The sequence below is a fragment of the Myxococcus dinghuensis genome (genome assembly GCF_024198235.1).
GTDB lineage: Bacteria > Myxococcota > Myxococcia > Myxococcales > Myxococcaceae > Myxococcus > Myxococcus dinghuensis.
In genome coordinates this window covers 19,983-38,349 of sequence record NZ_JAKCFB010000062.1, presented here as the reverse complement: position 1 = coordinate 38,349, position 18,367 = coordinate 19,983, and the positions used below count along the sequence as shown (strand labels likewise).

General features: G+C 68.2%; 18 protein-coding genes. 4 read left to right on the top strand and 14 right to left on the bottom strand.

Features of this window, described 5'->3' with window-relative positions; genetic code table 11:
• The 14 genes from LZ198_RS40190 to LZ198_RS40125 form a co-directional block, all read right to left on the bottom strand.
• A partial coding sequence (locus LZ198_RS40190; RefSeq protein ID WP_253977471.1) for a tetratricopeptide repeat protein occupies positions 1-957 on the bottom strand: 957 nt, incomplete at its 3' end.
• A 190-nt stretch (positions 958-1,147) separates the two neighbouring features.
• Complete coding sequence (accC, locus tag LZ198_RS40185) at positions 1,148-2,533, bottom strand: acetyl-CoA carboxylase biotin carboxylase subunit (protein WP_253977470.1); 1,386 nt, start codon at positions 2,531-2,533, stop codon at positions 1,148-1,150.
• Positions 2,534-2,606: 73 nt separating this feature from the next.
• A complete protein-coding gene (accB, locus tag LZ198_RS40180; protein WP_253977469.1) occupies positions 2,607-3,203 on the bottom strand; it encodes an acetyl-CoA carboxylase biotin carboxyl carrier protein in 597 nt (198 codons plus the stop codon).
• Positions 3,204-3,229: 26 nt separating this feature from the next.
• Positions 3,230-3,811: an elongation factor P gene (efp, locus tag LZ198_RS40175; protein ID WP_253977468.1), complete on the bottom strand. Its 582-nt coding sequence runs from the start codon at positions 3,809-3,811 to the stop codon at positions 3,230-3,232.
• 134 nt (positions 3,812-3,945) lie between these two features.
• Positions 3,946-4,308 (bottom strand): roadblock/LC7 domain-containing protein, encoded by a 363-nt coding sequence (locus LZ198_RS40170; RefSeq protein WP_253977467.1) that lies wholly within the window; start codon positions 4,306-4,308, stop codon positions 3,946-3,948.
• Positions 4,309-4,342: 34 nt separating this feature from the next.
• Positions 4,343-4,969, bottom strand: a complete 627-nt coding sequence (locus LZ198_RS40165) for a hypothetical protein (protein ID WP_253977466.1) — start codon at positions 4,967-4,969, stop codon at positions 4,343-4,345.
• A gap of 38 nt (positions 4,970-5,007) precedes the next feature.
• Entirely contained in the window at positions 5,008-7,758 is a 2,751-nt protein-coding gene (gene pilQ / locus LZ198_RS40160; protein WP_253977465.1) for a type IV pilus secretin PilQ, read from the bottom strand.
• 57 nt (positions 7,759-7,815) lie between these two features.
• Positions 7,816-8,379 (bottom strand): pilus assembly protein PilP, encoded by a 564-nt coding sequence (locus LZ198_RS40155; RefSeq protein ID WP_253977464.1) that lies wholly within the window; start codon positions 8,377-8,379, stop codon positions 7,816-7,818.
• A 43-nt stretch (positions 8,380-8,422) separates the two neighbouring features.
• Complete coding sequence (locus tag LZ198_RS40150) at positions 8,423-9,004, bottom strand: type IV pilus inner membrane component PilO (RefSeq protein ID WP_253977463.1); 582 nt, start codon at positions 9,002-9,004, stop codon at positions 8,423-8,425.
• Between the two features lie 14 nt (positions 9,005-9,018).
• The gene (locus LZ198_RS40145) at positions 9,019-9,696 is read right to left on the bottom strand and encodes a PilN domain-containing protein (protein WP_253977462.1); all 678 of its coding nucleotides are present in this window, start codon (positions 9,694-9,696) and stop codon (positions 9,019-9,021) included.
• A 27-nt stretch (positions 9,697-9,723) separates the two neighbouring features.
• Positions 9,724-10,806 (bottom strand): type IV pilus assembly protein PilM, encoded by a 1,083-nt coding sequence (pilM, locus tag LZ198_RS40140; RefSeq protein WP_253977461.1) that lies wholly within the window; start codon positions 10,804-10,806, stop codon positions 9,724-9,726.
• A gap of 195 nt (positions 10,807-11,001) precedes the next feature.
• On the bottom strand, positions 11,002-12,426 hold the full coding sequence (locus tag LZ198_RS40135; RefSeq protein WP_253977460.1) for a sigma-54-dependent transcriptional regulator: 1,425 nt from the start codon (positions 12,424-12,426) through the stop codon (positions 11,002-11,004).
• An 86-nt stretch (positions 12,427-12,512) separates the two neighbouring features.
• On the bottom strand, positions 12,513-13,637 hold the full coding sequence (locus LZ198_RS40130; protein WP_253977459.1) for a sensor histidine kinase: 1,125 nt from the start codon (positions 13,635-13,637) through the stop codon (positions 12,513-12,515).
• 16 nt (positions 13,638-13,653) lie between these two features.
• Positions 13,654-14,778, bottom strand: coding sequence for a prepilin peptidase (locus LZ198_RS40125; protein WP_253977458.1), 1,125 nt, complete (start codon positions 14,776-14,778; stop codon positions 13,654-13,656).
• Positions 14,779-15,024: 246 nt separating this feature from the next.
• Between LZ198_RS40125 and LZ198_RS40120 the strand changes: the two genes are divergently transcribed.
• The 4 genes from LZ198_RS40120 to LZ198_RS40105 all read left to right on the top strand — a co-directional run bounded on the left by LZ198_RS40120 (position 15,025) and on the right by LZ198_RS40105 (position 18,354).
• On the top strand, positions 15,025-15,612 hold the full coding sequence (locus tag LZ198_RS40120; RefSeq protein ID WP_253977474.1) for a type IV pilin protein: 588 nt from the start codon (positions 15,025-15,027) through the stop codon (positions 15,610-15,612).
• A 93-nt stretch (positions 15,613-15,705) separates the two neighbouring features.
• Positions 15,706-16,629: a pilus assembly protein PilG gene (locus LZ198_RS40115; RefSeq protein WP_253977457.1), complete on the top strand. Its 924-nt coding sequence runs from the start codon at positions 15,706-15,708 to the stop codon at positions 16,627-16,629.
• Positions 16,607-17,590 carry an ABC transporter ATP-binding protein gene (locus tag LZ198_RS40110; RefSeq protein ID WP_253977456.1) on the top strand — a complete coding sequence of 328 codons (984 nt, stop codon included), beginning with the start codon at positions 16,607-16,609 and terminating at the stop codon, positions 17,588-17,590. Before LZ198_RS40115 ends, LZ198_RS40110 begins: the two co-directional genes overlap by 23 nt.
• A complete protein-coding gene (locus LZ198_RS40105) occupies positions 17,587-18,354 on the top strand; it encodes an ABC transporter permease (RefSeq protein WP_253977455.1) in 768 nt (255 codons plus the stop codon). The genes LZ198_RS40110 and LZ198_RS40105 overlap by 4 nt, the downstream gene beginning before the upstream one ends.
• Positions 18,355-18,367: the final 13 nt, after the last annotated feature.

Below are 18,367 nucleotides of genomic sequence, written 5' to 3'. Positions count from 1 at the left end.
GGGCGCGGCGGCCTGCTGCGGCTGCGGCGCGGGACGCGCGACCGGCTGGGGCGCCGCGGCGGGAGCGGCCACCGGCGCGCGACGCGCGAGCAGGTCCGGGTCCTGGGGGTCCAGCACCTCGATCTGCGTCCAGACCGCCTCCGCCTCCGTGGCGCGGCCGCGCTCCTGGTGGATCTTCGCCAGCTCCTTGTAGACGGACACCGTCTTGGACGTCTGGCCCAGCCCCTGGAACGCCTGCGCGAGGAGCGACAGCGTCTCCACGTCGCGCCCGTCCGCCTTGAAGCACACCTGGAGCTTCGCCAGCGCGCGCTTCTGGTCACCGCGCTGCAGGTACGAGGACGCCAGCTCCTTGGCGAGCGGGAGGTTGTCCGGCTCGAGCGTGGAGAGGCGCTCGGCGACACGCGCCCAGTCGTCACCGCGGCTGTTGCGCTTGAGGTACTCGGCGGCCCGCTTGAACTCCTGGATCGCCTCGCGCGTCATGTTCTCGCGCGCGTAGAGCTCGGCCAGCTTGATCTTCGACGCCACGTTCTCGGGGTCGAGATCCACCATCTTCTTCAAGGTATCGAGCGACGCCTTCGTGTCGCCCGCCTTGTCGTAGTGGTTGGCCACGATCTGGAAGTAGGCCATCGCCTCGGACATCAGCCCGAGCTGCTGGTGGAGCTCCGCCAGCTTGAGGTTCACCTCCAGCAGGTTCGGGTTGAGCTTGAGGACCTGCTTGTAGAGCGCGACGGCCTTGAGGAAGAACCCGTCGGAGGAGTAGCTCTCCGCGACCTTGGTGAAGAAGTGCGCCGCCTGGGCGTTGTCGTTCTTCTTCTGGTACAGCTCCCCCATCTTCTGGAGGACCCGGATGTCCTTCGGGTCGACTTCCAGAACCTTCTGGTACTCCTTGATGGCTTTGTCGTAGGCGCCCTTCGCGACCAGCTTCGCGGCGGCTTCGATGATCTTGTTCTTGTCCATCGAGCGTGGGCTTCCGGCAGGCCGAAACCCCTTGGAACTTCGCGGGTTTCTATCTTCAAAAGGGGGGAGAGTCGGAGGCTAACGGAATCCTCCAACGCGGGTCAAGAAACAGCCCGGCTCCCCCCGGTGCCAGATCACCTGCTCGCATGCCCGCCCCTCGGACGGGAATGCCACGGTAGGCGGACGTGCGCTACGGCGTCTCTTCCACGGCCTTCTTCAAGCGCCGCGTCCCAGTCTCACTGGCCAGGAGCCGCTCCACGAAGCGGGTGTCGTAGTTGCCCTCCTGGAAGGACTCCTCCACGAGTGCGGCCCGATGGAACGGGATGTTGGTGCGGATGCCCTCGACCACGTACTCGCCCAGCGCGCGCTGCATGCGGCGGATGGCCGTCTCGCGGTCCTCGGCGTGGACGATGAGCTTGGCCAGCAGGCTGTCGTAGTACGGCAGCACCGTGTAGTTCTCGTAGGCCCCCGAGTCCACGCGCACCCCGTAGCCACCCGGCACGCTGTAGCCGGTGATCTTCCCGGGCCACGGCGCGAAGGTGATGGGGTCCTCGGCGTTGACGCGGCACTCGATGGCGTGCCCGCGAATCTGGATGTCCTCCTGCTTGAAGCGCAGGGGGTGGCCGTAGGCCATGCGGATCTGCTCACGGACCAGGTCGATGCCCGTGACGAGCTCCGTCACCGGGTGCTCCACCTGGATGCGCGTGTTCATCTCCATGAAGTAGAACTCGCCGCGCTCGTCGAGCAGGTACTCGATGGTCCCCACGTTGTTGTAGCGCAGCTTCTGCATCGCCTGGACGGACACCTCGCCCATGCGCTTGCGCAGCTCCGGCGTGAGCGCGGGAGACGGGCTCTCCTCGATGAGCTTCTGGTGCCGGCGCTGCACCGAGCACTCGCGCTCGTTGAGGTGGATGATGTTGCCGTGCTCGTCCGCGACGATCTGGATCTCGATGTGGCGCGGCTTCTCCACGTACCGCTCGATGTAGAGGTCGCCGTTGGCGAACGAGGCCACCGCCTCCGCCTGCGCCGTGGCGAACGCCTGCGCCAGCGCGCTCGGCTCGCGGACGATCTTCATCCCCTTGCCGCCACCGCCCGCCGCCGCCTTGAGGATGACCGGGAAGCCGATCTCCCGGGCGAACACCTCCGCCTCGCGCGGGTCCTTCACCGTGCCGGGGCTGCCGGGCAACAGCGGGAGCCCCGCCTCGCGGGCCGCCTGGCGCGCCCGCACCTTGTTGCCCATCAGCCGCAGCATCTCCGGGCGCGGACCGATGAAGCGGATCTTGCAGTTCTCGCAGACCTCCGCGAACTCGGCGTTCTCCGACAGGAAGCCGTAGCCGGGGTGGATGGCGTCCGCGCGGGTGATCTCCGCGGCGGACAGGAGCTGCGGGACGTTGAGATAGCTCTCCTTGGACGCCGGCGGGCCGATACACACCGACTCGTCCGCGAAGCGGACATGGAGCGCGTGGGCGTCCGCGGTGGAGTGCACCGCCACCGTGGCGATCCCCAGCTCGCGGCAGGCGCGGATGACCCGCAGGGCGATCTCCCCGCGGTTGGCGATGAGCACCTTCTTGAACACGGGCGTGTCTCCTGGGGCTGCGGACCAACGGAGCGCGCCCCCCACCCGGAAGGCGGGAGGCGCGAGCACCGCGTCAGGCCGGCTCGATGCGGAACAGCGCCTGGCCGAACTCCACCGGGCGACCGTTCTCCACGAGGATCTCCGCCACGCGGCCGGAGACCTCGGACTCGATTTCGTTCATCAACTTCATCGCCTCGATGATGCAGAGCACCTGGCCCTTCTTCACCACCGAACCCACGTCGACGAACGCGGGCTGGTCGGGGGCGGGCGTCCGGTAGAACGTCCCGACGAAGGGGCTCGACACCACGTGGCCGGGCTTCTCCGCGGCCTTCTCCGCCACGGGGGCGGCAGCGGACGCCGCGAGGCCAGGGGCCTGCGCGACCGGGCGCGGGGCCACGGGCGCGGTGTACTCCACCGCCGGACCCACCGACACCGGCGCGGGCGCCGCGTGGTGGACGATGGTCGTCTCCGGGGCGTGGCCGCGGCGGATGAAGAGCTTCTCCTCCCCGCGCTTCCACACCAGCCTCGTCACGTCCGAGGCCTCGAGGATGTTGACGATCTCCCGCAGGGCCTCCACGTCGAGCGACGTGTTGCCTGCGTCACGCGCGGCCTCGGGGGCCGGCGCGCTCGCGGGCGAAGAGGCCCGCGTCGACTTGCGCTTGGTTGCCATGCTCGCGTCCCCTCCCGACAGCAGTGCTAGCCAGCCGTGGCCACGCGGGTGAGGTACTTGCCACCGTCGCGCGTGTCGATCTTGAGGACGTCACCCTCGTTGATGAAGAGGGGGACGTTGACCACGAAGCCGGTCTCCAGCGTGGCGGGCTTCAGGGCGCCGGACACGGTGTCGCCGCGCACGCCCGGGTCGCACTTGGTGACCTTGAGGTCCACCGAGTTGGGCAGCGTCACGGCAATCGCCTTCCCGTTCCAGAACAGGATGGAGGCGTTGATGTTCTCCTTCAGGAAGTTCTTCGACTCACCGAGCGCCTGCTCGCTGATGAAGGTCTGCTCGAAGGAGCGGGTGTCCATGAAGTAGTAGTCGCCGCCCTGCTCGTACAGGTACTGCATGTCCTTCTCTTCGATGTCCGGCCTGCCGACCTTCTCGCCCGACTTCAGCGTCGGCTGCAGGACTCGGCCGCTGAGCAGGCTCCGGATCTTGGTGCGGACGAACGCAGAACCCTTGCCCGGCTTCACATGCTGGAACTCGACGACGACGAACGGCTCGCCGTCGATTTCGATCTTCAAACCGTTGTGAAACTCGGACGTATCAATGACACCGGCCATGGGGACCGACTCCTTCAGACTCGAAACGGCGGAAGCTTGAAAAGTCGGGGGTGTCTAGCCCATGCCCCCTTCCATGGGAAGGGGAAACCTGCGGAGCGGTGCGTCGCTCGGATGACTGCTGTACAGGTGGTGGACTACAGCTCCGCGCCGACCTTGGGGGCCGTCACGCGGAGCACATAGCGCCCCTTGCCGAAGTTGCCGTCCGCGCGCAGCGCGAGCACCAGGAAGTACTCGGGCGACACCAACCGCATCAAGGTCAGCACCTTCTCGCTGTTGACGCTGACCTCGCTGACGGTCCCCGTCTTGAGCGTCTCCGCCGCGTGGCGGAGCTGGGTGAGGAGGTTGGCGTACTCGACCCAGACGCCGCCCAGGTCGAGGTCGCCGGCCTCGTCACGTTGAAAGGTGTCGACGGAGATTCCGTCGAAGCCCATCACGCTGCACGCGAGGGCTCCGTCCACCTGGTTGACCACCGACTCGAGATGCGCGCGGAAGGACATGTTGACGAGGGCTCCGGGTGTGGACGAGGACGGCTCAGGGGGCCTGGCAGTCAGGCACAGCGCCGTTCTGTCCGCGCGGATCGCACGCCTCCGTCCTGGGCACGTGGACCTCACCCGCCTTCGGACACGTGTAGATCGTGTTCGTCACGATGAGGCCGAAGGTGACCTCGTTCGTCGCCACCTTGTCGCCCGAGGCGGTCTCTCCACGCAGGCGCATGTGGATCACGACCTCGACGGGACCACCCGCGCCCAGCAGCGCGTTGAGCGCCTCGGTCGTGATCATGTTGAGGACCATGTCGCTGTCTTCGTTCGGCCGGTACGCCGTGAAGATGGGCAGCGTCGTGGCGGGGATGTTGAGGTTGGGGATGGTGTCGTACGAGAAGTCCGCCTCACGGAGGAAGACGGCGAGGGAATCCGGATCGGAGACCTGCCCGCCGCCCACGATGATGGGCGTGTCCACCAGGTTCGAGGCGATGATGAATCCCAGGTTGTACCCAGTGGATAGACCGAGGTTCAGAGCGCCGCGGAGGATTCGGTCGTCCGCCTGGACGGAGCAGTCATCCGCGGGGATGGATGCCTGGAGGATCTGGATCTCGGGGGTCTTGTCGACGCAGGACACCAGACCCAGCGCGAGCAACGCGGCGGCGTAGAAGGGCTTCATAAGCGAAGTGCTCTCCTGGCTGAAGAGGCGCGGCGCCATTACAGGCTCTGCGCGATGGTCTGCCGGTTCAGGATGCGCGGCGTGATGAAGATGAGCAGCTCCTGACGGCTGTCGAACTCGGACTTGCTCTTGAAGAGCAGACCCAGCACGGGAATCCTCGACAGGAACGGCACCTGGAAGGAGTTGATGCTCCCGCGGCGCACGTAGATGCCGCCGATGACCGTCGTGTCGCCATCCTTGACCAGCACCTGGGTGTTGGCCTCCTTGCGCTGGATGGCGGGCTGGCCGTTGGCGCCCGTGTTGGACGAGTCCGGCTGGTTGTTGGAGGCGTTGATCGACATCAGGATGCTGCCGTCCTGCGTGATGTGCGGAGTCACCTCCAGGGACAGGCGCGCCTCGATGAAGGTCGTGTTCACGCCACCTGCGGACGTCTGGCTGAACGGGAGGGACACACCCTGGCTGATGCGCGCGGTGTTGTTGTCGAGCGTCGTCACCCGGGGCGCGGAGATGGTCTTGATGGTGCCCTCGGTCTCCGCCGCGGACAGGCGGAGGTTGAGCTGGAGCGCTCCACCCGCCGAGCCGAACGAGAAGCCGATGGCGCCTCCGTTACCCTCACCCACGGAGGCGGGCAGGTTCACGGCGAAGTTCGGGTTCGCCGACAGGCCGTTCGCCGTGCCACCCGCGCCGCCGGTGACGGCCACGGAGTTCGGGAAGATGAGGCCGGTCGCGTTGCCGGTGGCCGGCGTCGCGCGGGCCTGACCACCCCACTGGACACCCAGCTGGCGGCTGAACGAGGTGCTGGCCTCCACGATGCGGCTCTCGATGAGCACCTGCGGGGTCTGCGTGTCGAGGCTGCGCACCAGGGCCCGCGCCTTCTCCGTGTTCGCGCGCACGTCCTTCACGATGAGGACGTTGGTGCGCGTATCCACGGTGACGGAACCACGGTCACTCAGCACTTCCTTCACGCGCGCGGCCATGTCGCCCGCGACCGCGTAGTTCACCGGGATGAGGTTGACCAGCAGGTCTTCCAACTGCTGCTGCGCCTTCTTGCGCTCCTGGCGCAGGCGGGCCTCCTCCTCCAGCGTCTTCATCGGGGCGATGCGGATGATGTTGCCGAACTCCTCCTTGCCCAACTGCTTGGTACGGAGGATGAGGTCCAGCGCCTGGTCCCAGGGCACGTTGCGCAGCCGGATGGTGACGCGGCCACCCACGTCGTCGGCCACGACGACGTTCTTCTTGGAGATCTCCGCGATGACGCGCAGCAGGTTCTGGATGTCGATGTCCTTGAACTCGAAGGACACGCGCTTGCCGCGGTAGCGGGCCTGCTGGGGCGCGCCCTCGGCCGCGTACGCCGGGGCCTCGGCGGTGAAGCCGGCCGTGCGCTGAGCGACGGACACCTCCTCCGTCTTCACGCCCTTGACGTCCAGCCGCCACGACAGCGTGCCGCCGTTCTGCGAGACCTTCTCCTCGATGGCGCCGTCGGCGGCGACCACCACGCGCACCTTCCGGCCCTCACCCGGCACGCTGAAGGCGCTGACCATCTTCACCGGCGTCTCGAGCGCGCTGGTGTCCAGGCTGCGCTCCAGCTTCTTCGGCAGCCGGGCGTTGTCCAGCGTCAGCACCGCGCTGCGCGGGTCGGGGCGGTCCACCTTCCACGCCGCGGTCCCGGACAGCTTCAGGACGACGCGGCCACCGGCCCCGCCCTCCTGGAAGGACAGGTCCTTGACCTCGACGGTGGAGGCCGTGACGGGCGCCTCGACCGGAGCGGGCTGCGCGCGCAGGGGCTCGACCTCCGCGATGGAGGCGACCACTTCCTGGGACGAGGGAGCCGGCGGCGCCTTGCGGGCCACCGCGCCACCGAGCACCACCTCGAGGCCGCGCTCGGCGCGGTCCACGCGGTACGCGGGCATCTTGCCGCGAACGTCCAGCACCAGGCGGACCTTGTCCGAGTGGGCGCCGACGCGCACGTCCTTGAGGCTGGCGCCGTTCACGCGCGGCGCGCGGGCGGACAGGCCCACACCGTACAGGTCCACGGCGAGCCGCGGCGGATCCGCCAGCTCCAGGACCTCGTAGCGGGCGATGTCGCCATCCGCGCGGATGCGCAGGGTGTCGTCCGCGTAGGTGAGCTGGGTGATGCGCTGGGCGGGCTGGGCCACCTCGCGCTCGTCGGCCTCGGCGGCCACCACGTTCTCCGGCAGGGCCGGCTTCGTGGGCGCGGCCTCGGCGACCTTGACCGGCGCCGTGGGCGCCTCGGCCACCACGGTGGCGGGCTCCTCCACGGGCTGGGCCTCGGCGACCTTGGCCGGCGTCGGGGCGGCGGGCGCGGGGGCGACCACCGGCTCCTGACGCTTCACCTCGGCGACCGGCGTGGGGGCGGCGACGGCGCCGTCCACGGAGATGACCACCCGGTTGCCGTCCGCGCGGACGTCGTACTGGGAGGCCTTGTCCAGGGCCAGCAGCACCCGGCCGACGCTCGCGCGCTCGTCCGAGAACTGCGACGCCACGACGCCCGTCACGGGCCCCGAGCCGTCATGGTGACCCTTGATTCCCGTCGCGTCGGCCGACGACAGGTCGACCACCAGCCGCTCCGGCCCGCTGAGCCGGAAGACGGTGAAGGTGGGCGGCCGGGTCCCGGTCACCACGACCTGGGCGCCAGAGCCCGTACGGGACACGTCCAGGTCCCGCAGCGTATTCAGTTCGGCGCCTTCAACCCTGGCGCCCGCAAGGACGACCGCCCAGGCGGTCGCCAAAATCCACTTGCCCCTCGTCACAGCGCTCCTCTCGAGCATGCGTCCCCTCACCAAAGTTGGAAGCGGGCTGCCGCCCGCGGGCGCGCCTAAGGGGCGCTACTCCCCGTAGTTCTTACCGGTCATCAGGTTGTACGTCGGATCCATCCGCTCATCCTGCTTGAGCTGCAGGGTCACCGGGTTCTTGATGATCTCGCCGTTGCCCGAGAACACCTCGGTCACGGTCAGCGAGTCGCGAAGAATCTGCGTGACCTTGCCGCCCTGGCGCCCCACGCGGGTGTTGCGGCGCACGATGTGCCCGCGCCCCATGGGGTCCTCGACCATGGCGATCGGATTCGCGTCACCCGTGACGACCGCGACCAGCTTGAGCTGGTCCAGGTCGAACGCGCACAGCGGCTCGGTGCACGTGGTCACGGGGTTGGCCTGGGAAACCGGCCCAAGCTCTTCCAGCGGGCTGCGGAACGGGTCGCGCTTGCCCACCGGGTTGTAGGTGTAGACGTACGGCGCGGCCGCGGCGGCCTCGACCGGCGTCGGAGTGGTCTCCGCCGCGGGGGCCGCGCGCTTGGCTGGCGCTGCCGGCGGCGGGGGCGGGGGCGCCTCCTCGCAGGCAGCGAGCGTCAGCGCGAGCGCAGCGGTCGTCATGGTGGCCTTGAACATCTTCATCCTCAATCCCCTTGTCGCCCTACTTTCCGGACGGATCAAGTTTCTAGTTCTTGGTCTCGACGAACCGGAAAGTCGTCGCCAGGAAGCTGCTCTGCAGCACGACCTTCTCGTTCTTGAGGGTGGGCGTGCCCAGGTTGATGTTGTTGACGTTCACGATGCGGCGCATGTTCGCCATCTCCTGCAGGAACATGGCGATCTCGTGGTAGTTGCCGCTCACCGTCATCTGGATGGGGATGCGCGCGAAGAACTCGCCGCCGCCCACGTATTCCTTCTCCGGCTTGACCTGGGAGATCTCCAGCCCGCTCTTCTTGCCGATGTCGTTGATCTGCGCGAGCAGCTCCTCGATGTCCTTGCGCTCGGGGAGCTCCGTCAGCGCCTCGTTGAGCTTCTGCTCCAGCACGTCCATCTCGCGCCGGCGCTCGTTGAGGTTCTGGGCGATCTCGCTCTTCTCGGCGAAGTCCTGGTCGAGCCGGTGGCGCTCGGCGACTTGGGCCTCGATCTCCTCCTCCGTCGGCTGGACGAGCAGGAAGTAGTTCGCGACGGTCATGAGGATGATGACGGCCGCCAGGCCTCCGAACTTCGTCGCCGGAGGTGCCTTGATGAATTGGTCCAGGTACTTGTCCATGGCGTGGGCCCCGGTCAGATGGCGTAGTTCGCGGTGAGGGTGATCTTGAAGTCGACCAGCGACGGCATGCCGGCCGCGGTCGGCTTCGTCTGCACCGCGCTGTTCAGGTCGATGTTGGTGAAGAAGGGGGTGATCTGCACCGAGGGGAACTCCTCGATGGTGGCCTCCGCCGTGAGCAACTCCACGCGGGACGTCTTGGCCTCACGCCGCTGGTCCACCAGGCGCCCCATGCCCTTGGGCGTCCACACCACGCCGTTCAGGCCGCGCATGAACTCCGCGACCTCGTCGTGGCTGACGGCGGACCCGTCGATGGCCACGCCGCTGTTGACCTCGCTGAAGGCCTTCACCCAGACCTTCTTCGGAACCGCGGACGCCAGCGCGTCCATCATGCGCACCGGCCCGTTGCGCCCCTTGCGCAGCGAGTCCAGCACGGCCAGCTTCTTCTCCACCTCGGTCTTGCGGGCGTTGATGTTCCTCACCTCGCCGATGACCTTCTCCAGCTTGGCGATCTCCGTCCGGGTGTTCTCGATGGCGTTCGCGTTGGTCTCGTACTCCTTGGCGCGATCGGCGTACCACGAGTAGTTGGCGCCGCCGGCGATGAGGAGGGCCAGCGCGAAGAGGATCAGGACCTTGCGACCCTTCTGCTGGGTCTGGACCTTCCGGACGGGAAGCAGGTTGATGCGAATCATCATGTGCGTCGTCTCCTGAAGGTGGACGGGCTAGGCCAGCTTGTCGCCAGGACGCCGGAGCGCCAGTCCCACGGCCACCGCGGCCATGGGCGCCACGTCCATGATGAACGCGGGGTCGAACTTGCGGTTGTCCACTTCAATCTTGCGGAACGGGTTGAGGATCTCCACCGGCACGCCGGTGCGCGCTTCAATCGTCTTGAACAGGGCGGGGATCTTCGCCGTGCCGCCCGACAGGTAGACCTTGGTGAAGTTCGAGTCCGCCGCGGTGCCCGCGTAGAAGTCCAGCGAGCGCTGGATTTCGCCGGCCACCTGCTCGGCGACGCTGGACAGCACGCGCTCGACCTCCTGGGGGACCACGGCGTCCGCGTCCGCGCGGTTGCCGCCGATCTTCAGGGCCTCGGCCTCCTCGTAGGAGACGTTGAGCTGCTTCTGGATCTCCTCGGTGAACTGGTTGCCACCGATAGTGACGTCGCGGGTGAACACCGTCACGCCGCTGGCGATGATGTTGATGTTCACCACCGAGGCGCCCGCGTTGATGAGCACCACGGTCTCCTTCTCCGGGAGGTCGTAGTTGACGGAGAACATGTTCTGGACGGCGAAGGCATCCACGTCCACCACCACCGGGGCGAGGCCCGCCTCGGAGACCACCGTGGTGTAGTCGTTGATCATGTCCTTCTTGGCGGCGACCAGCAGCACGTCCATCTGACCGGTGGCGTCGTTGCCGCCCCCGTCGAGGATCTGCGTGTCGATGTTCACGTCCTTGACGTCGAACGGGATGTACTGCTCCGCCTCCCACTGGATGCTCTCCTCGAGCTCCTCCTGGGACATGCGGGGCATCTGGATCTTCTTGATGATGACCGAGTGACCGGACACGCCGATGGCGACGTCCTTGCCCTTCACCTTCAGCTCGGACATCAGCTCCTGCACGGCCTGCACGATGGCCGTGGAGTTCATCAGCGCGCCGTCGACGATGGCCTCGGGAGGCAGCGGCTTCATGCCGAAGCTCTGCAGCGCGAAGCCGACCTCGCCACGCTTGCGCTGCTCCTTGAGGAGAATCATCTTGATCGAGGTCGATCCGATATCCAGGCCGAGTGCCAGTTTGCCCTTCGCCATGCTTGACTCCGTCGAGAGGCGACCAGCGTAGCACTGGCCGTCAACCCCTCCTAAAAAGTGCCTGGAACCCGCCTGCTCTCCGTTCGGCCGGGACCCCTGCGGTGATACAGCGCCGGGCCCCCCACTCGGTCGCGGAGGCCCGATTTTCCGGCCCCGGACGCGTTCCGTCAATCCGCCCCGGAAGACGAATTTCCCCTACCCTCGCTCTGCCTCCGCGTCCGGGTCGATGCCGTACTCCTTGATCTTGTACAGCAACGCCCGGTGACTGATGTCGAGCACCTCGGCCGCTCGGGTGCGGTTGCCCTTCGTCCGTCGCAGCGCGGCCTTGATGTAGGACTCCTCGAGGTCCCGGATGGCCCGCTTGAGTGACAGGTCGCTACCCACCTGTTGCACCGTCGCGGCCCCGCCCCCAGTCACCGTGGACCCGGGTGCGGGGGCGGACCACAGGCGCTCCGGGAGGTTGGTGGGGAGGATGTGCGGGCCATCCGCGAGCAGCACCGCCCGCTCCATCGCGTTCTCCAGCTCGCGCACGTTGCCCGGCCACGCGTAGGCGGACATCAGCGCCTCCGCCTCCGGGGACAGCGCCTCCACGGGCGGCTCGCGGTTGAGCTCCTTGTTGAAGCGGTGGAGGAAGGCGCGCGCCAGCACGGGCACGTCCTCGCGCCGCTCGCGCAGCGGAGGGATGCGCACGTTCACCACGTTGAGGCGGTAGTAGAGGTCCTCGCGGAACTCGCCCTTCTCCGCCAGGCGGCCCAGGTCGCGCAGCGTCGCGGCCACCACGCGCACGTCGACCTTCTCCACCCGGCTCTCTCCCACCGGGCGGATCTCTCCCTCCTGGAGGACGCGCAACAACTTCACCTGCGCGGGCAGCGGGAGTTCACCCACCTCGTCGAGGAAGAGCGTCCCGCCGTCCGCCTCGGCGAACAGGCCGCGCTTGGCGGAGCGCGCGTCGGTGAAGGCGCCCTTGGCGTGGCCGAACAGCTCGCTTTCGATGAGGCCCGCGGGGATGGCGCCGCAGTTGACGGCGACGAACGGCAGCGCCGCGCGGGGGCTGCGGGCGTGCAGCTCGCGGGCGATGAGCTCCTTGCCGGTGCCGCTCTCGCCGCTGATGAGCACCGTGGTGTCCACCGGCGCCAGCCGCGACACCTGCTTCAGCACGCCCTGGAGCGCCGCGCTCTCCCCGAGGATGTGCCCCGCGGGAGCGGACGGGAGGCTGGCCTCCTTGAGCCGCCGGTTCTCGCGCACCAGCCGCTCGCGCTCCTCGGCCTTGCGCAGGACGAAGACGATCTCCTCGGGCTTGAAGGGCTTCTGGACGTAGTCGTAGGCGCCCGCGGACACCGCCTCCAGCGCCTGCTCCTGCGAGCCATACGCGCTCATCACCACGACCGTCAGCCCGTTGTGCGCCGCCCGCGCCTCGCGCAGCACGGCGAGGCCGTCCTTCTTCGGCATGCGCACGTCGCACAGCAGCACGTCGTAGCCGCGCGCGGCCAGCTCCTTGAGCGCCTCCTCACCATCCGCGACGGCGCGCACGTCGTAGCCCCGGTCGGTGAGCACGAGCGTGAGGATGTGACGGATGGAGGGCTCGTCGTCGGCGACGAGGATGGAGCGGAACAGGGGCATGGCGTTCTCCCCGTATCATCGCCCAGCCCCCTGCCCCGCGACAGCTTCTGGCCGGAGAACCCTCCCAGGCCCCCAGTCCGCCTTCGTCACGCCACCGGCAGGGTCACCGTGAACCGGGCGCCGGTCCCCACCCCGTTCTCCGCCGCCAGGCTCCCGCCCATGCCTCGGGCGAGGCGCAGCGACACGGCGAGCCCCAGCCCGGTCCCCTGCCTGCCCTTCGTGGTGAAGAACGGCTCGAACAGCCGCGACATCACCTCCGCCGGAATCCCGGGGCCCTCATCCACCACCATCACCCGCACCCCGCCCTCGTCGCGTCGTGACACGACGTTCACCCGCCCCTGGCCACCCATGGCCTGCGCCGCGTTGAGCAGCAGGTTGATGAGGATCTGCGACAGGGGGCCTGTCTCCGCCCGGGCCACCAGCCCCGGCTCCAGGTCGAGCGACACCGTGACGCCCGTGAGCTCCGGCGCGGCCCGCACCAGCCGCACGCACGTCTCCACCACCGTCCCGACCTCCACCGGACCGGGCGAGGACGTCTCCGGGCGCCCCAGGTCGAGCAGCCCCCGGACGATGCGGTCGATGCGCTGCACCTCGTGGTCGATGCGCTCGAGGTAGTCCTTCAGCTCCGGCGTGGGCGCCTTCATCCGCGCCAGGGACAGGTAGCCCAGGATGCCGGCCAGGGGATTGCCCACCTCGTGCGCCACGCCCGCCGCCAGTCGTCCGACGGTGGCCAGGCGTTCCGCGGAGACGAGGTCCGTCTGGGCGCGCGACAGCCGGTCATTCGTCTCCCGCAGCGAGCTCATCTGGGCGCGCGTGAGCGCCTGCTCCAGGCGCAGCGCCTCCGCCAACCGCTGGAGCGCGCGCTGCATCCGGGACAGCAACGGACCGCCCTGGCTGGGCGCGAGCTGGTGGGGGTCCAGCTCCAGCCGTCCGAGCTGCTCGACGACGGCCTCCGTGGAGCGCAAGGGACGCCCCACCGTCAGGTCGAGGATGACGTAGGCCAGCAGCGTGAGCGCGACGAGGTCCAGGGCGAGCGCGAGCGGGAGGAAACCCCGCACCTGGTTGAGCACCTCCGAGTCGTGCGAGCCGGGCGCGGCCAGCCGACGCCCCACCTCGAGCAAGCGGATGAGGACCGGCTGGAGCGACAGCCAGGACAGCCCCGTACACAACGAGCCCAGCAGGAAGGCCACGCTGGCGATGCGCCACTTCACCGGTGGCGCGCGCGCGTCACGGCGCGCCTCCCAGCAGCAACGCGAGGTCCATGGGGAGCACGCGCGCGAGCCACGGCCCGAGCAGGAGCAGCTCCAGCCCCGCCAGCGCCAGCCACGGCCCGAACGGGATGTTCGTCGTCCCCGGCACCCACTCCTCCTCCTCTCCCTCCTCGTCCACGGGCGCGTCGGGGATCGGCTGGAACAACAGGCACGTGGGAACCAGGAGCAAGCGCTTCCAGAGCGGAATCCCGGACCGGGTGAACTCCCAGGTCATGGTGCTCTCCGGCTCCGATTCCAGCTCGGAGTCCGCTCCGGCCGCTTCCTTTTCGCCGGGCGCCGACGCCGCGGCCGTTGCACCGGGAGGTGTTCCTTCTGACCCATCGCCCGGTGAGGCCTCCGTGGGTGGGGGAGACGCGGGTGCGGGGGACTCGGGCGTCGCGGCGGGCCCCGCACGTCCGGTGAGGCCGAGCATGGCGAGGCCCACCACCGCGCCCTGCAGGGACGACAGGAAGAGGATGCCCAGCAGCGAGCGCCAGGTGAGGAACGCGCCCAGCAGCGCGACGAGGAACTTGTCCCCCCCCCCCAGCGCCTCCTTCTTGAAGACCTTCCAGCCCACGTACTCCATCGACCGGAAGACGAGGAACCCGACCACGGCCCCCAGCGTCGCGTCGACCACCGCGTTCGCGCCCCTCGGCACGGCGAGCAGCAGCCCCGCCGCGATGCCCGGAATCGTCAGGGAGAACGGGAGGATCCAATGGGCCAGGTCGATGAACGTCAGCGGAATCAACAGCGAGACGAGCACGAGCGCGGGCACCAGCTCGTACGTCCACCCGAACCGGCGCAGACACGCGAGGAAGAGCAGCCCGGTGAGCAGCTCCACCAATACGTAGCGGGGCGAAATGGGCGCCTGGCAGCCACGACACCGGCCCCGCAACACGAGCCATGAGACAATCGGGATGTTCTCGTACCAGGAGAGCACGTGCCCACACTTCGGACAGCGTGAACCCGGACGGACGATGCTCAATCCCTCTGGAACACGGGCGATGACGACATTGAGGAAGCTGCCGATACACAGACCGAGCACCAGCAGGAAGGCGGTGAACAGGGGCCTGACCCAGCCGGGCTCGAGGGAGATGTCCATCACGGAGCCGGGCATCCTAGCGTCGCGGGGCAGGGAGCACAGCGCGGGGATCGACGATTTCCGTCAGAGGCAGTGACAAATTTTGGCAGCCGGGGGACCAACCGGCTGGCTCGCGCGCGCCCGGATCCTGGGAATTCATCGGGTTGGCACAACTGTTGGCCGTGGCACTCTTCGTGCTAAGTCTTCGGGCAGTCGTTCAACCCCCCTCTGCACCTGCGGAGCACTCCCGACATGCTGAACCGTCTCCTGAAGAAGAAGGGTGGCTTCACCCTCATCGAGCTGATGATCGTCGTTGCCATCATCGGCATCCTGGCGGCCATCGCCATCCCGAACTTCATCCGCTTCCAGGCCAAGTCCAAGCAGTCCGAGGCGAAGACCAACCTGAAGGCCATCTTCACCGCCCAGAAGGCGTTCTTCGGCGAGAAGGACAAGTACGTGACGGACTTCACCGTCATCGGCTTCGATCCCGAGCCGGGCAACCGCTACAACTACACCATCAACGGCGCGTGCCTCACCCCCGTGGCAGTGACCGCCCGCACGGCCAGCACGGGCTGCATCGGCCAGGACAGCGCGCGCTTCACCACCGCGCCCGCGGGCAACGGCTCCACCATCCCGGGCACCGCGATGGGCGTTGAGCCGGGCGTCACCAGCTGCCCGAACTGCGAGTTCCGCGCCGGCGCCGTCGGCAACGTGGACAACGATCCCGCGGGCGACTCGTGGATCATCACCTCCATCAACACCGGCATCACCCTGACCGGCACCTGCGGCGTTGACAGCACCACGCTGGGCGGCGGCGAGCCGGGCAACATCTACAACGACGTGAGCTGCAAGTAGCTTGCAGGCGGGGGCTCTGTCTCCCGTAGAATATGTTGAACCCCCAACAGGGCATCCGGCATAACCGGGTGCCCTGTTCCGTTGATGAGCCGCATGTCAAAGCTGGCCCGCGTCCTACTCCCCTCGGGAATCGCCCTGGTTGCGTTGCTCTCCGCAGCGCCCGCTCCCCCCTTGCAGGTCGGTGACCGCCCCGTCCTCCCCCGCCCCGGAGTGCTGCGCGCGCTGTTCAAGGCCCAGCTGGAGCTGGTGGCGGACTACTTCTGGGTCCTCACCATCAACAAGGTCGGCTCGGCGAAGAACCCGCGGGAATACCGTGACGTCTACTACTACGCGGACCTCACGACGGATCTCGATCCGCGCTTCGCCAAGGTCTACACGTTCGCGGGCATCACCATCCCCATCCACCTGGGCCGCGAGCGGTACGCGAACGTGGAGGAATCCACCCAGCTGCTGCGCAAGGGCGCGTCACACCTGCCCAAGGACACCAGCATCCGCTTCCAGCTCGCCTACAACCTGATGTTCTACGAGCATCAGTACCGCGAGGCTGGCGTCATCATCGACGAGCTCGCCCAGGACCGCGACGCGCCGGAGTGGTACTCCGCCCTGGCGACGCGCCTGTTCGCCCAGGCGGGCGACTTCGAGACGAGCATGGCCCTGGCCGTCACGCTCCGCGACGGCGCTGAGGACGAGGAGACGCGAGAGTACTACGCGCACCGCGTCCAGGAGATCCTCCAGGAACAGGTGCTGCGCGGAGTCGACGCCGCGGTGGAGCGCTACCGGGCACGGGAAGGCCGCCTGCCCGACACGCTGGACCCGGTCGTGAAGGCGGGTGACCTGAGCGGGCTGCCCACCGACCCGCTGGGTGGCCAGCTCTTCCTCGGCGAGGACGGGCGGAGCTATTCCACCGCCGCGCGGTTCCGCCTCGAGATCATCTACGACGAGAAGACCCACGACGGACAGCGCGTCCTTCCGAAACCCCGAGCGACGACGAGCCATGACCCAGCCAGCGAGCCCTGACGCCCCGCCCATCCAAGCCCAGGGGCTCTCGAAGACATACAAAGTCGGTTTCTGGTTCAACCGCACGGTGCGCGCCCTCCAGGGGCTCGACCTCGAGGTGGGGGCCGGGCAGATCTACGGCCTGCTCGGGCCCAACGGCGCGGGCAAGTCCACCACCATCAAGATCCTCATGAACCTGGTGCGGCCTACCCATGGCTCGGCGCACCTGTTCGGACAGCCCGTCACGAGCGCCGCGACGCGACGGCTCGTGGGCTTCCTCCCCGAAAACCCCTCCCCCTACGAGTACCTCACGGGGCGGGAGTTCGTGACGCTGGCGGGGCACCTCTCCGGGCTGACCAGACACGAGCTCGACCAGCGTGTCACGGAGGTCCTGGGAGCCGTTGAGCTTGGCAGCGCGGAGAAGCTCCAGATCCGTCGCTACTCGAAGGGAATGGTGCAGCGCGTGGCGCTGGCGCAGGCCTTGGTCGGCAAGCCGAAGATGCTCATCCTCGACGAGCCGACGAGCGGCCTGGACCCGGTGGGCCGTCGCCAGATGCGCGACCTCATCCTCGCGGAGCGGGACCGGGGAACGACCGTCCTGTTCTGCAGCCACATCATCCCCGACGTCGAGGCGCTGTGTGATCGGCTCGCCGTGCTCGTGGGCGGGCGCCGCGTGCGCGAAGGCAGTGTCCAGGAGCTGCTGTCCGCCCAGGTCCCCACCATGGAGATGGTCGTCGAGGGGCTGAAGGTGGACCAGGTCAAGGGGCTGGGGGTCGCCCTGGAGTCGGCCCTGGCGCTGGACGGGCGAGTTCTCGTCCAGGTCGCCGACGCGGACAGTCAGCGGCTCTTGGGCAGCGTGCTGACGGCGGGTGGACGCGTCAATCGCATGCAGCCCGCGCGCTTCTCGTTGGAGCAGCTTTTCATGGACGCCCTCAAGGAATCCGGTCGCGCGACGAGCGTCGGTGGGGAGATCAACACGTGAGCGCCTTCGGAGCGATGGTCTGGAACGGGTTCCGCGAGGCGCGACGCAACCGCGTCACCGTGGTGGTGGGTGCGTTCGCCGCGGTCGTGATGCTGTCGTCGACACTGGTCACCGAGGTCACGGTAGCCACGTTCGACCGCGTGCTGACCGACTTCGGGCTGGGGATGATGAGCCTCATCCTCGTCTTCCTCACAATCTTCCTGTCCAGTGGCCTGCTGAGCCGGGAGATCGAACGGCGCACCATCTTCCTCATCGTGAGCAAGCCCGTCTCGCGCACGCAGTTCCTGCTGGCGAGGCTCGCCGGCAACATGCTGACACTGGCGCTGCTGATGGTGGCGATGATGCTCATCTTCGACAGCCAGTTGCTCCTCTTCGGAGCGAAGATCACCTCGACCCAGTACGTGGCGGCGGCGGGGCTGTGGTTCGAACTGCTCGTGCTCAGCAGCGCGGGCATCCTCTTCTCCAGCTTCGCGGGTCCCATGGTCTCCGCGGTGTGCACCACCGGGCTGTATTTCGCCGGCCACCTCGCGGGTGACCTGCTCGACATCGCCCGCCGCGCGGAGAGCGAGACAGTCCAGGAGCTCACCCAGGCGCTCTACTACCTGCTGCCGAACCTGGAGCGCCTGAACTTCCGGTCCCACGCCGCCTACGACCTTCCTGTCGACGTGACCACCTTCGCCTCCAGCGCGGGCTATGCGGTGGCCTGGGCCATGGTGTTCACCGCCATCTCCCTCTTCATCTTCGAGCGGCGGGACTTCCGGTAGGAAGGGCGCTGCC

Bases quoted from the DNA above. Each gene is read 5' to 3' on its own strand.
- LZ198_RS40145 (WP_253977462.1), bottom strand. From the start codon at position 9,696: ATGATGATTCGCATCAACCTGCTTCCCGTCCGGAAGGTCCAGACCCAG.
- pilM (WP_253977461.1), bottom strand. From the start codon at position 10,806: ATGGCGAAGGGCAAACTGGCACTCGGCCTGGATATCGGATCGACCTCG.
- LZ198_RS40170 (WP_253977467.1), bottom strand. From the start codon at position 4,308: ATGTCCTTCCGCGCGCATCTCGAGTCGGTGGTCAACCAGGTGGACGGA.
- accB (WP_253977469.1), bottom strand. From the start codon at position 3,203: ATGGCAACCAAGCGCAAGTCGACGCGGGCCTCTTCGCCCGCGAGCGCG.
- LZ198_RS40110 (WP_253977456.1), top strand. From the start codon at position 16,607: ATGACCCAGCCAGCGAGCCCTGACGCCCCGCCCATCCAAGCCCAGGGG.
- LZ198_RS40125 (WP_253977458.1), bottom strand. From the start codon at position 14,778: ATGGACATCTCCCTCGAGCCCGGCTGGGTCAGGCCCCTGTTCACCGCC.
- LZ198_RS40115 (WP_253977457.1), top strand. From the start codon at position 15,706: ATGTCAAAGCTGGCCCGCGTCCTACTCCCCTCGGGAATCGCCCTGGTT.
- LZ198_RS40165 (WP_253977466.1), bottom strand. From the start codon at position 4,969: ATGAAGCCCTTCTACGCCGCCGCGTTGCTCGCGCTGGGTCTGGTGTCC.
- efp (WP_253977468.1), bottom strand. From the start codon at position 3,811: ATGGCCGGTGTCATTGATACGTCCGAGTTTCACAACGGTTTGAAGATC.
- LZ198_RS40135 (WP_253977460.1), bottom strand. From the start codon at position 12,426: ATGCCCCTGTTCCGCTCCATCCTCGTCGCCGACGACGAGCCCTCCATC.
- pilQ (WP_253977465.1), bottom strand. From the start codon at position 7,758: ATGCTCGAGAGGAGCGCTGTGACGAGGGGCAAGTGGATTTTGGCGACC.
- LZ198_RS40155 (WP_253977464.1), bottom strand. From the start codon at position 8,379: ATGAAGATGTTCAAGGCCACCATGACGACCGCTGCGCTCGCGCTGACG.
- LZ198_RS40150 (WP_253977463.1), bottom strand. From the start codon at position 9,004: ATGGACAAGTACCTGGACCAATTCATCAAGGCACCTCCGGCGACGAAG.